The 13,218-nt window shown below is 46.4% G+C and carries 11 protein-coding genes; 9 read left to right on the top strand and 2 right to left on the bottom strand.

The genetic code is table 11. From position 1 onward, the window contains the following. Positions 1 to 502: 502 nt before the first annotated feature. From NST25_RS27275 to NST25_RS27250, 6 genes are all read left to right on the top strand, one after another. On the top strand, positions 503 to 1,579 hold the full coding sequence (locus tag NST25_RS27275) for a bifunctional 3-deoxy-7-phosphoheptulonate synthase/chorismate mutase (protein WP_076277139.1): 1,077 nt from the start codon (positions 503 to 505) through the stop codon (positions 1,577 to 1,579). Positions 1,580 to 1,840: 261 nt separating this feature from the next. After that, positions 1,841 to 3,217 (top strand): SulP family inorganic anion transporter, encoded by a 1,377-nt coding sequence (locus NST25_RS27270; protein ID WP_254847764.1) that lies wholly within the window; start codon positions 1,841 to 1,843, stop codon positions 3,215 to 3,217. Positions 3,218 to 3,405: 188 nt separating this feature from the next. Next, a complete protein-coding gene (locus tag NST25_RS27265) occupies positions 3,406 to 3,888 on the top strand; it encodes an Rrf2 family transcriptional regulator (RefSeq protein WP_076137019.1) in 483 nt (160 codons plus the stop codon). A 21-nt stretch (positions 3,889 to 3,909) separates the two neighbouring features. Continuing rightward, entirely contained in the window at positions 3,910 to 4,908 is a 999-nt protein-coding gene (locus NST25_RS27260) for an LLM class flavin-dependent oxidoreductase (protein ID WP_076128737.1), read from the top strand. A gap of 192 nt (positions 4,909 to 5,100) precedes the next feature. Next, complete coding sequence (locus NST25_RS27255; protein WP_312151744.1) at positions 5,101 to 5,874, top strand: hypothetical protein; 774 nt, start codon at positions 5,101 to 5,103, stop codon at positions 5,872 to 5,874. A 105-nt stretch (positions 5,875 to 5,979) separates the two neighbouring features. Next, a complete protein-coding gene (locus NST25_RS27250; protein ID WP_076128733.1) occupies positions 5,980 to 6,813 on the top strand; it encodes a prohibitin family protein in 834 nt (277 codons plus the stop codon). Between the two features lie 75 nt (positions 6,814 to 6,888). Here NST25_RS27250 and NST25_RS27245 read toward each other — a convergent pair whose 3' ends face one another. Both NST25_RS27245 and NST25_RS27240 read right to left on the bottom strand, forming a co-directional pair. Beyond that, positions 6,889 to 7,881: a ketoacyl-ACP synthase III gene (locus NST25_RS27245; protein ID WP_076277142.1), complete on the bottom strand. Its 993-nt coding sequence runs from the start codon at positions 7,879 to 7,881 to the stop codon at positions 6,889 to 6,891. A 10-nt stretch (positions 7,882 to 7,891) separates the two neighbouring features. Continuing rightward, positions 7,892 to 8,233 (bottom strand): hypothetical protein, encoded by a 342-nt coding sequence (locus tag NST25_RS27240; RefSeq protein WP_076099934.1) that lies wholly within the window; start codon positions 8,231 to 8,233, stop codon positions 7,892 to 7,894. Positions 8,234 to 8,530: 297 nt separating this feature from the next. Between NST25_RS27240 and deoC the strand changes: the two genes are divergently transcribed. The 3 genes from deoC (at position 8,531) to NST25_RS27225 (ending at position 12,094) form a co-directional block, all read left to right on the top strand. Next, positions 8,531 to 9,208 (top strand): deoxyribose-phosphate aldolase, encoded by a 678-nt coding sequence (gene deoC / locus NST25_RS27235; RefSeq protein WP_036680262.1) that lies wholly within the window; start codon positions 8,531 to 8,533, stop codon positions 9,206 to 9,208. Positions 9,209 to 9,519: 311 nt separating this feature from the next. Further along, positions 9,520 to 10,812 carry a homocysteine synthase gene (locus NST25_RS27230; RefSeq protein ID WP_036680260.1) on the top strand — a complete coding sequence of 431 codons (1,293 nt, stop codon included), beginning with the start codon at positions 9,520 to 9,522 and terminating at the stop codon, positions 10,810 to 10,812. 529 nt (positions 10,813 to 11,341) lie between these two features. Beyond that, positions 11,342 to 12,094 carry a hypothetical protein gene (locus tag NST25_RS27225; protein WP_339169835.1) on the top strand — a complete coding sequence of 251 codons (753 nt, stop codon included), beginning with the start codon at positions 11,342 to 11,344 and terminating at the stop codon, positions 12,092 to 12,094. The last annotated feature ends 1,124 nt before the right edge of the window (positions 12,095 to 13,218 follow it).

Below are 13,218 nucleotides of genomic sequence, written 5' to 3'. Positions count from 1 at the left end.
GTAATTGCCAGGTTGGAATAGGATAGATAATGGGTATGGATCAGTCAAAAAAATTTATTGCGTTAAAGCTACTCTGCGTTCCATTATTATCTTGCATCGGGGACGTTTTTTGATTAAGATAGCAGAAACCAGCGCAAAAGCCGCGCTGACATAGATAAGGACTATGACGAAGAGAGTAAGCATTATAGCGGATCTTAACAGGGAAGGCGTGCCGGAGACTGAGAGCACCCTCATGAGACGATTAATGCCGAAGTTCACTTCCGAGTCGGCCCCTGAAGTAGTTTGTCACAGGTTGTGGCAGGTATGAGTAGGGAGGCCCGCGCCCCGCGTTACCGGGTGAAAGACAGAATTAATTCTTAGTCAGGGGAACATGAGATTCTATTCCTTTTGTGCTAGTATTCGGGTTAATTCTAAATAAGGGTGGTACCACGGCTCCTCGTCCCTTGCGACGGGGGGTCTTTTTGTGTTCCAAATTATAACAAAAAGAGGGAGTGGAAGGGTAATGAGTAACGTGGAATTGGATGTTCTTAGAGGTCGTCTGGATGAAATTAATGGGCAATTGCTGGAGCTGATCTCCGAGCGGGCTAAGATTGTTCAGGAGATTGGAGGAGTAAAAGAAAAACAAGGTGTCCCTAAATTTGATCCAGAACGGGAAAAACAGATGCTGGATAAGCTCGTAGCGAGCAACAATGGCCCTTTCACTAACGGGACGATCCGTAGCCTCTTCAAACAAATTTTCTCAGCTTCTCTGGACTTACAAACAGATGATCATAAAAAAACTTTACTGGTAGCCCGCAAGAGCCACAAAGAGGATACAGTGATTGTTCTGCCGGGAGATGTAACGGTTGGCGGTCCTTCTTCACTGATGGTAGCCGGACCTTGCTCTGTGGAAAGTGAACTGCAGACTCGCACCGTAGCTGCCGCCCTGCAAAAAGCCGGAGTACGTGTAATGCGTGGTGGTGCCTTCAAGCCTCGGACTTCACCTTATGATTTCCAAGGGCTGGGAATGGACGGTTTAAGAATATTACGAGAAGCAGCAAATGAATATGGACTGCTGACCATCAGCGAAATTGTAGATCCAAGACATATTGAAGAGTCACTTGATTATGTGGATATCATCCAGATCGGTGCACGTAATATGCATAATTTCGAGCTGCTAAAAGCGGTCGGAGAAGTCGACAAGCCGGTACTGCTGAAACGTGGATTGGCTGCCACACTCGATGAATTCATCCATGCAGCGGAATATATCATGTCTCGTGGAAACACACAGATCATGCTGATTGAACGTGGAATTCGTACCTATGAAAAAGCGACCCGCAACACGCTTGATATCTCAGCAGTGCCAATTCTCAAACAGGAATGTCATTTGCCAGTATTGGTTGATGTAACTCACTCGACAGGCCGCAAAGACATCCTTATTCCATGTGCGAAAGCCGCACTCGCAGCTGGAGCTGACGGTATTATGGTGGAAGTGCATCCTGATCCTGCAACGGCATTGTCTGATGCCGCTCAGCAGCTGAACATTGATGAATTCAACACCTTCTTTAATGAAGTGAAGGCTTCCGGATTGTACCGGTAATCTAGAAATATAGAATTTGCTTGATATTTTAAGGATTCGCTAGAAAATGAGGTGTATAAGCGCTTACAAGTCTAACTAATCTTTTTGTGAAGGTGAAGGTGGGTCGAGTACAATAAGCAACATTAGCGTTGCACCGGCCCCGGGTCTTTTCTGACAAAAGATCCACACATTTTAATAGTCACAGGAGGAAAATAGATTTTGAAGCAGCTTACCTTAAATAATGGGTGGTTTTCTAACACTCGAACCGATATTTTATCGGGGATGACCGTAGCCGTTGCGCTGATTCCTGAAGCGATCGCTTTTTCGATCCTGGCGGGAGTAAGTCCGATGGTTGGTTTATATGCCTCTTTTTGCATTGCGATTGTAACGGCACTTGCCGGAGGCAGACCCGGAATGATCTCGGCGGCTACGGGAGCTATGGCTCTGTTAGTCGGAAGTCTCGTACTGGAACACGGAATAGAGTATCTGTTCGCGGCAACTGTATTGGCTGGCGTGTTTCAGATATTGATGGGGATGCTAAAGCTGGGGCGGTTTATCACGTTTTTGCCACAGCCGGTCATGACGGGTTTTGTCAACGCGCTGGCGATATTGATTTTTATGGCACAGCTTACCCATTTTAAAGGACAAGGCTGGGTGATGTACGGACTGGTAGCTCTGACCTTGCTTATTATCTACACGGTTCCTCGGTTTACCAAAGCCGTACCTTCAGCACTTGTAGCGATTGTTATTGTTTCTGTTCTTAGCATCGCTCTTCATCTGGACGTAAGAACCGTAGGCGATATGGGGAATATTACAGCAACTTTGCCACTATTCCATCTCCCGCAAATCCCGTTCACGCTGGATACGCTGCTTATTATTTTGCCATATTCACTTTCGCTGGCCGTAGTTGGGCTATTGGAATCCCTGATGACTGCCACCTTAATAGATGATATTACGGGCACAGGTAGTGATAAGAACAGAGAGGCGAAGGGACAGGGGCTTGCGAATGTAGTCACTGGTTTTTTCGGAGGGATGGCAGGCTGTGCGATGATTGGCCAATCGATGGTTAACATGAAGTCAGGAGGACGCACGCGTCTGTCCACGTTTGTATCAGGGATCTTTTTATTATTCTTAATTATCGTACTTGGCGATGTGGTGAAGCAGATCCCGATGGGCGCGCTCGTCGGCGTAATGATAATGGTCTGTATCAGCACCTTTGAATGGGGCTCACTCAAAACTTTAACCCGTGTTCCGCTAAGCGATGCGCTGGTTATGATTGTGACGGTGGTCACTGTGGTGGTTACGGACAACCTTTCTATTGGGGTTTTGTTTGGAGTTCTGCTAAGTGCTTTAACGTTTGCTTGGAAAATAGCTTCGATCCGCCTAACTGTTCAGGAAGCAACCTCTTCCAAAACATATGCGGTATCCGGCCAGTTGTTCTTCGGCACGACCAGCCACTTCATTCATGAATTCGCCTACGATAGCGATCCGGATCATATTATTATCGATTTTTCACACTCCCATGTGTGGGACCAATCCGCTGTCCATGCCATAGCGAAGACGATGAGCAAATACGCCGAGCATGGTAAAAAAGTCACCATTACCGGACTTAATGACCAGAGCTCACAGCTGGTTCAGCGGGTGGGATTATCCATATGAAAAAAGATTGCGCTATATGCGCGATCTTTTTTTTATAGCAGATATTAACTGAAAGAAAGGCCAGCAAGGTTTTACTTTTGGTGCAAACTGATATAAAGTATAAAGTGGATAATGTTTATCCGCTTTATACGCGGATGGTATTATCTACAGTTTGAATCAAGCTATTTACGTAAATCGAGGTGCTGTACATGCATATGAAAACAGGGGTAGAACAGTCGGTATATGCACTGGTTCTACTCAACATGCTGCCGGATAAGGCGGTGTTGTCTGGGGAAGCGATTAGCCAGCAGCTCGGAGCATCGGCGACCTATTTTCAGAAACTGTTAAGAAAGCTGGTAACCGCAGACATCATCACGTCTGTTCCCGGCATTAAAGGCGGTTTTAAATTAAAGAAAAGCCCTGAAGATATTCGTGTATATGACGTTTACCTCGCGGTGGAAGGCCAGCAGTCGCTGTATTCATCGAATGGTATTCTGGTAGATATGTTGGATTTAGAAAAAGAAGACAGCTGCTGCCTGTTATCGAATCTGATGGAAGAAGCTGAATCCTCTTGGAAAGCCGTATTAAAGCGGGAGACTATTGCTTCGTTGTCGGAGGAAATGCGTGGTGAACGCTTTAAAGATAAGATTGCAGCCCTAGAGGAATGGGTCAGTAATAAAATGGTCATCTAACCAAAGAAGGGATGTATTCGCATGAGATTAAGCATATTGGATCAGGCACCCGTGACAAGCGGCAACACTGCGGAAGGTGCCCTGAATAAAGCAGAAGAACTCGCTATTTTAGCAGATGAGCTGGGATATAGCAGAATGTGGATGGCAGAGCACCATGGCGGAAATACATTTGCTAGCTCAGCTCCGGAAGTAACGGCTGCCCGTTTAGCCGCCAAGACCAACCGTATTCGAATCGGCACCGGCGGTGTAATGATGATGCATTATTCTCCGCTTAAGCTGGCTGAAGTATTTAAAACGTTAAGTGCTTTTTCCCCGGGGAGAATTGATTTTGGTGTGGGACGAGCTCCTGGTGGCGATACAAGCGCCATGTACGCTTTATCTGAAGGCCGTGAGTTAATGCTGCATAATATGTATGACAAGCTTGGCATTACCATGCAGCTGCTTAGTGATCAGATTCCGGAAGATGAGCTATATGCCAAAAATCTCGCTGCTCCAACGAAGGTGGCGCTCCCAGAAGTATGGTTGTTAGGCTCGAGCGGCAATAGCGCGCGAAAAGCTGCACAAATGGGAGTCGGATACTCCTTCGCACAATTTTTTAATGGTGCGATGAGTAATGAAATCTTGGACCATTACCGGAATAACTACCAGCCTTCTATCTTTATGGACAAACCAGAGATCAGTGTATCCTATATGGTGACCACAGCAGAAACGAAGGAAGAAGCTGAGTATGAAGCATTACCGCAGGATATTTTTCGGTTGATGATGAGTAAGGGCCGGATTACTCAGGTGCTGACACCAGAAGAAGCTCAGAACATTTCGCTATCGGAAATTGACCGGATGTCAATCAAGGAAGGGCGCAAGATTCATTTAGTTGGTGCGGTTAAAGACATCGCCGTACGTTTGCAAGAAGAACAAGCACAATATGGATTCCAAGAAGCAATGATATGCAGCATCCCACATTCGCAGGAGAAACGGCTAGAGGTTTACCGACTACTGGCGCGTGAACTGCTAGGCTCTTGATTCTGGATAGCTAACCTTAACCCGCATTTGATGCGGGTTTTTTGTATGCCAATTTAGCTTTTTGATCGGCGCATACCCTCAAAAGACAATAAATTAACCCTCCCGCCTCCTAAAAGTAACATTTGAATGCCTAACTTCATCTATGATTAATGAAAGATTTATTTTTAAAAAGAGGTTAGGAAGTGATCAAGGATGTTTCCTTTACATAAATCCGTTACGCTGACAGCCTTGCTTCTAATGAATCTACTGGCAGGTTGCCAACATCAGGTGGACCCATCCCCCGCTCAATCGGCTAACGACTACCACACCTCAAGACCGAAGCCAACAAACACCGCTTCTAACCTCATTAAGCTGGAGTGGAACCTGGTGGATACAATGCCCATAGTCTCTCAACTAAGTGCTCCACCCACAGGCGCTACTTTGATTACAGAGAAGAAGCTGGAGGATTTTGGAGGAGTCAAAGTGAGTGTGTATACGATGGCTAGTGACGAAGACTATGTGTATGCCAGAACTTCTACTTCCAAAGGACAATACAGTCTAGGGGCGATAGGAACTTATAATTATCGTCAACCGGAGGATATTAAGGTAGAAGTAGTGCGGCTGTTTAGCGAAAAGGTGTTGAAAATCACCGGGGGACTAGGAGCAAATAACTCGCTCAGTAACTATTATTTAATCGACGAGAGCGGTAACCCCTCGGGTTTGCTGCAAATTGATACCGGACATTCCAAAGAGCTGGATGTTGATCAGGATGGATCTTTTGAGGGTGTAGCCGCACATGGAAATCCGATGAGTGCCTATATTTACCGCTGGAATGTTGATCACGCTGAGATAACTTTCGTTAATGATGCTTTAAAGGCGGACTCCGTGGTGCTAACGGATGAAGGAATATATGAAGCTTCTAATATCGGGGACAAGCAGAGCAAGAAATTCCGGTTGACCGTAGAAGGACTGATCCCAGAGCGGTAACGCCATGACCACTGCTGTTGAAATATTTCCTGCGACCATTTACCCTAAACCTCCGTATAGACGGTTAAGCTTGAATGATTATCCATAATCTAGGAGGGGTATTGGATGAATATGCAAATGAATCCGAAATTGAAACAGCTGCGTCCGGGAAAAATAGTCACCGGTATTGCAGCGGTGCTTATTGTATTGTTGATCGGCGCGAACTCTTTTGTATCAGTGGAATATGGGCATGTAGGTTTATACAAAACCTTTGGTAAATTAAATGACAATACATTGTCACCCGGCATTCATTTTAAAATTCCATTTATTCAGACGGTGATTCAGGTCAATACACAGGTAACGAAGGCGGAGACCGATACTTCAGCCTCTTCAAAAGATCTTCAGCCCGTGTCCACACATGTGGCGGTGAACTATTCCGTAAATAAGGCTTCCGCCTTTAATCTGATGAACAATATCGGAGGTAATTTTGATAGTGTAATTATCAATCCGGCCATTCAAGAAATCGTTAAAGAAGTGACAGCCAAATATCCAGCAGAGGATTTGATTACGCGTCGTGATGTAGTGTCGAGTGAGATTAGTGAGCACTTAACCGCTAGGCTGGCAAAATATGACCTGATCGTCAACGATATTAACATCGTTAACTTTAAATTCTCGGAGGCGTTTAACCAGTCGATTGAAGCAAAGCAGGTCGCCCAGCAGCAGGCATTGAAGGCCGAAAATGATCTCCGGCGGATTGAAATTGAAGCGAAGCAAAAAATCGCCCAGGCGCAAGCAGAGGCTGAATCTTTAAGACTTAAGAAGCAAGAGGTTACACCTGAGCTGGTGCAGCTGAAGCAAATTGAGGTTCAGGAGAAAGCGCTGGAAAAATGGAACGGCGTGTTGCCATCTGTAACAGGGGGAGCCACACCTTTTGTGGATGTTCAATCTCTGACTAAATAATTCATTATTGGGTTTCTGATTTATTTCCTCTGATGAAAAAGCCCTACTTCTATAGAAGTAGGGCTTTTTATGCTATTAATATTGATAAAGCATCGTAGGAATTTGCCAGCCAGCGCCAACTGACCAAAAGAAGACATAATCGCCACGTTTGATTCGTCCGTCCTCGACTCCGCGTTGAAAGGCGATAAAAGGACTGCTTGTGGCTGTGTAGCCGAACTCGTCGCCTACATAAATGAACTTTTCTGCGGTTAGCCCAAGTCCGATTTGGATGAGCTCGATATTTTTCAGTGAGAATTGTGAAAGGCAGAATGCAGAGATATCATCCGTAGTCAGACCGTTGCGTGAGAGAAGCTCCTTCATATCCGCTATAGCCGCATCCACACACACTGTACCGTCAAAAGGGGTCCACCGTATCCGAATCTGCTCTGGGGTCATACCCTCTTGATAAATATTCGACAGGCCGCAGGCCGGGAACATAATATTTTCGGAGCCTTCAGAATCGGTGTAATAAAGGGAATCTATGAAGCCTGCATGCTCACTGCTGCGCTCTAGAATCACTGCTGCTGCGGCGTCCCCAAAGTTAGGGTAAGTAATTTCATCATCTGTATTGCAGTTTACTGAGCTGTAGTCGCTTCCTACAACGAGTGCGTACCTGATGCTGGGATTGGCTTGCATATAACGACTTGTCTGCTCCACGGCGGAGACCATTCCTGCGCAGTTAGCATTGGAATCCTGCGTAATGGTCCGGTGTTTACCTTGAAGCATACGGTGTAGGAGAAGTGCATTGGTAGGATAGGTGTACTCTGGCGTCTGTGAAGCGAACATGATCATGTCCATATCCTCACCTTGCAAATTCGCTTCGCTAAGCACTTTTTGGGCAGCCTTTAATCCCATCGTCAGAGCATTTTCACCCTGTTCTTTTACGATGTATCTCCGGTCGCGACCCATGACTTCTAGGAATCGTTTGATGTCCTTGCCCATACTCTGAAAATGCTTCAGATAATATTCGTTATCTACGATATGCTCTGGGTGGTAATAAGCAGCTTGGCGAATCGCTATATGTCCCAAGTGGCGCCTCCTATGCTTCAATAATTTCGTAATTTTCTAATTTCGTTGCCCGTGCCACTCGGCTTAACTGCATTTTTAGGACAGGGCTTTTGGCAATAATAAAGGTTACTTTTTTAAATCCGGATTGTTTGTACAGTATGTAGCATTGCTCAAGCATGGGAAGTGTGTCCTTTGAGGATACATTCAATGTCTTGCAATCTAGGATGATCTCATATTGTTTCGGGTCGAATGCACTTATGATTTGGTTGTACTCATTAATGAAACGTCCTGCATCTTCTGGCGACATAGTTCCTTCCACTTGTACATTCAGTTTTTGATCGGCAGCATTTGTGGCGAAATTGAAGTTTCCCATTTTTGATTAATCTCCTCCTAAGTTTTATCTAAGAAAAATTTTGATGAATAGGATAAAAAAACCTATTTATCTAAGACTATTATCGTATTTTTAATTGGGAAAGTTTAGGGGATTAAACCTTTATTTTTTTAAAAAGATAATTTAGGGAATGATAGACTACTTAAAATCCATAAAATCTGCACAAATTAAGGTTTGAGGTAGGCATGCCCACCCTGTTTGCTTTGCAAAGCACAGTTCTATTGGTATGATTACAGAGATGAAAAAAACTACTATCCAAATCATGGAGGAATAATAAAAATGAGCGAAATTACACTATCGGGGATCATTGATCATACACTGCTTAAAGCAGATGCACGGAAAGAAGACATTATTAAATTGGCGGAGGAAGCTAAAACTTATAAGTTTGCTTCTGTTTGCGTAAACCCTGCTTGGGTAGCTACTGCCCATGAAGTGCTGAAAGATACGCCTGAGGTTAAAGTATGTACAGTAATCGGCTTTCCGCTGGGGTCATCGACAACAGAGAGCAAAGCATTCGAGACTACCGATGCTATCGCTAAAGGTGCAGGCGAGGTGGATATGGTCATCAATATCGGAGCATTAAAAGATGGCAACGATGAGCTGGTTAAACGTGATATTGCAGCTGTTGTAGATGCAGCGCGCGGCAAAGCCCTGACAAAAGTCATCATTGAGGCTTGTCTGTTAACGGAAGAAGAAAAAGTTCGTGCCTGCAAGCTATCTGTTGAGGCCGGAGCAGATTACGTAAAAACATCCACTGGATTCTCTACAGGCGGGGCAACGAAAGAAGATATCGCGCTTATGCGTGCTACAGTTGGACCTAATATCGGTGTAAAAGCTTCCGGTGGTGTACGTAGTGCAGAAGATGCACATGTAATGGTACAAGCAGGTGCAAGCCGTATTGGAACTAGTGGTGGTGTAGCGATTGCTAAAGGCGAAACAAGCCAAAGCAATTACTAAGCCGAAGGGCTGAATCGGAAGCGGCGAGTGAGGAGGACAAGCTCATTCGCCGCTGTCCTGATTCAAACTATTAACCGATCAGTTTGATTAGCGATTGTGTTTTATACATAAGGTTGAGGTTTTTATTAATTTATATTGAAAGCGTTATCCAGTAGGTAGAGGACACTAGCAGAAGCATTTGACCAAAGTACAATAATTCACACCGGAATAATGAGATTTTTTTCTTTTCAAATGACGTGGTTTGTGAGAGAATGGGTACAATTCAAAATTGTTAATCATTTCTATACTTAATTATAGGGGAGGAAATACCTATGTCAGAAGATCGCAAGCTGTCGTTTGAAACTTTGGCTGTCCATGCAGGCCAGGAAATTGATCCAACTACTTTCTCACGTGCTGTACCGCTTTATCAGACCACTTCTTACGGGTTCCGTGATGCTGATCATGCAGCGGATCTGTTCGCGCTTAAAGAATTCGGTAATATTTATACTCGGCTGATGAACCCAACTACGGATGTATTTGAACAGCGTGTGGCAGCACTTGAGGGCGGGGCAGGTGCGCTTGCTACAGCTTCCGGGGCAGCGGCTATTTCCTTTTCCATTCTAAATATTGCGGGCGCTGGGGATGAAATTGTATCTGCAGCAAGCCTATATGGCGGGACTTATAATCTATTTTCGACAACACTGCCTAAGCTTGGTATTAAGGTACATTTCGTAGATTCGGATAATCCTGAGAACTTCCGTGCTGCGATTACAGATAAGACCAAAGCCTTGTATGCAGAAACAATCGGCAACCCACAGGGGAATGTTCTGGATATTGCGGCAGTTGCAGCGATCGCCCATGAACATGGGATTCCTCTCATCGTAGACAATACGTTCCCAAGTCCATATTTATTGCGTCCGATTGAGCATGGCGCGGACATTGTTGTCCATTCGGCAACCAAATTCATCGGTGGACATGGTACATCCATTGGCGGGATTATTGTTGACGGCGGTAAATTTGATTGGAAGGCAAGCGGTAAATTCCCAGGTCTTACGGAGCCAGATCCAAGCTATCATGGAGTGGTTTATACGGAAGCGGTGGGCCCGATTGCTTATATTATTAAAGCCCGCGTTCAATTGCTTCGCGATTTAGGGGCGGCGATTTCACCGTTCAACTCTTGGATGCTGCTGCAAGGTCTGGAGACTCTTCATTTGCGGATGGAACGTCATAGCCAGAATGCGCTGAAGGTAGCGCAATATTTGGAGGCACATTCAGATGTGGAATGGGTAAGTTATTCGGGACTTCCTACGCATCCATCTCATGAATTAGCGCAAAAGTATTTGCCTAAAGGCCAAGGTGCGATCCTTACTTTTGGTATTAAAGGTGGAAGTGCTGCGGGACGTAAGCTGATTGAGAATGTGAAGCTGTTCTCTCATTTAGCGAATGTTGGGGATTCCAAGTCATTGATCATCCACCCAGCGAGCACAACTCATGCACAGCTGTCGGATGAGGAGCAAATCACAGCCGGAGTAACGCCGGAATTGCTGCGTTTGTCGATCGGGACGGAGTCCATTGATGATATTATCTATGATCTGGAGCAAGCTATTGCTGCCAGTCAACAATAGAAGTTTATATTTCGAAAAGCATTACCGCTCTGCGGTAATGCTTTTTTTTGTTGCCTAAAAAAGTTGGAATATTCATCGGATTTGGCAACGCTTGCATATTTCAGGTGTGGCTCCCGTATTTATAAGTGAGGTAGGTAATGAAATGTCGGTCGCTTATGTTATATAGCTTGGCATACCGGCAGCAATCCAAAGATAAAGGGTGGGTGCGAGGATGAAGGGTGAACGTCAGCAGGATGGTTTGCGGAGTAGTGAAGAGCGCCCGTTCAAGTTCATGTATAAGGCTGGTGATCGGACTGTGGGAATGGAAATGAGCCAAGCTGGATCCGTAGCCTCCGCTGCCGCAGAATTTATCGCTGGAGTAGAGCAGAGGGATGTCATTGAGCCTTTGAAGCGGTCTTATTTTAAGCGGCCGGGGGAACCATCGACATTCCTAGTGCTGCGTGAAGGAAGAGAAGAACGTCTTGCTGGACGGGAAGGAACAAGGACTGTTCAAGCGGGACCTTGTTTGATACGGAGTGAGGAATGGCTGTTGGAACCAGAGCTGTTCTGTCTTTATGAGAACTGGTTATCTAGTGAGGATGAACTGCAAACATCGCGCTTTCTACAGCGAATCTCTTATCGTCTGCGCGCAGCTGTTGCCGAGCTGCTCGAATCGCCGGATGGCGAATGGGCGGCAGTCACCCTGCTGCATCCAGAGTCACTTGCGGTGGCGCAGCCCGCCAAGCTTGCCGCGCTTCAGGACGCGCAGCTCGAAGCGCTGTTCGCTGCGGTGGCGGAGAGCCAGCGGCAAGGCGGCGATTGCCGCCTTGACCTGCTGGTCGCCTACACCGCAAGCGCAGCCGAATTCGCTGCAAAGCGCGAATTCATCGAAGACGTGGCCGATCAGACACTCGGCCACGCTTATGCGGCGGCATGCCGCATCGGGGCGCTGATCGCGCCCGATGTGGAGCCTGCCGCCGCTGCGGAAATCGCGCGTATCGCCGATTTCCTAGTGCTGGACGGCGCGGCGGGCGAACACGCGCCGGAAGAGACCGCCGCGGAGGAATTCGCCCTGGCGGCAGGGAAGATCTTTGCCGCCGTGACGAGCGTGAAGCCGGCGGCGGTGGTGCTCGCCGCGGGGACACCGGCGGCGTCGGCTTTGGCCGATCTGTATCAGATCGGGCTCAGCGGGATCTTTTGCAGCGCCGGTCAGCGGACCGAAGCGCTGCTGAGAGCGGCCTGCCTGATCTGGATCGCCAGGCAGCGAGAAACGCTGGATACTGCCGCCGGGGGAAGGCAGTAAGCTTTTTCTGATGAACGATACGGTGCAGTTCATATAAGAATCGAAAAAAGACTTCAGAGCAGCGATTATCCGGTTATCGGGGAATCGTTGCTTTGTTTTTTTGGTCGTTAGCTGCCTGCTTCAACAGCGTACATATATCCCTTTACTCAATCACTATACTCAACCTCCGTGCTCAATACTGTGCTCAACCTCCGTGCTCAATACTGTACTCAACCTCCGTGCTCAATACTGTACTCAACCTCCGTGCTCAATACTGTACTCAACCACCGCACTTAAACTAATCGTGCACCTCTGCACTTAAACTAATCAACACTCAAAGTCTGCACTTAACCTCCGCCCCCTGATGCTTAAGGACCCAGATGACGCTATTTGCCTGATTTTAGCTTTTTAAGCATGGTTTCGGACACCAGAGACACTATTCGTTAGGAAGAGGTACATATTTGGTGCTTTTCAGGTCAATAGCTGCAATGGAGTCCGTTAGAATACCAAATGTGTTTAAAATCAGCGATTAGGGTCAGCTGAGTCCGATAATAGCAACATACGCGAGCAACTTGCATCATACGCTCATCAATCGTGTCGTACTCATACTTTGAACTCAACCTCCGTACTCAACCTCTGCACCAACCTCCGTACTCCCACCCTGTGCCCAACCTCCGTTCTTAAACTAATCTGGCACTCATGCTTTTGGATGCAACCTCCGCACTCCCACCCTGTGCCCAACCACCGCACTTAAACTAATCGTGCACCTCTGCACTTAAACTAATCAACACTCAAAGTCTGCACTTAACCTCCGCCCCCTGATGCTTAAGGACCCAGATGACGCTATTTGCCTGATTTTAGCTTTTTAAGCATGGTTTCGGACACCAGAGACACTATTCGTTAGGAAGAGGTACATATTTGGTGCTTTTCAGGTCAATAGCTGCAATGGAGTCCGTTAGAATACCAAATGTGTTTAAAATCAGCGATTAGGGTCAGCTGAGTCCGATAGTAGCTACATTCGCGAGCAACTTGCATCATACGTTCATCACTCGTGTCGTATTCATACTTTGCGCTCAATCTCCGTACTCAACCCCGCACTCAAACTAATCTGCACCGATCCTTTCTACTATCACCAGTAGCTACAG

The sequence above is a fragment of the Paenibacillus sp. FSL E2-0190 genome (assembly GCF_037992965.1).
In the GTDB taxonomy this organism is placed as follows: domain Bacteria; phylum Bacillota; class Bacilli; order Paenibacillales; family Paenibacillaceae; genus Paenibacillus_AQ; species Paenibacillus_AQ odorifer.
Note: the sequence above shows the minus strand (reverse complement) of the source record. Positions and strands in the feature narration are given on the sequence as shown.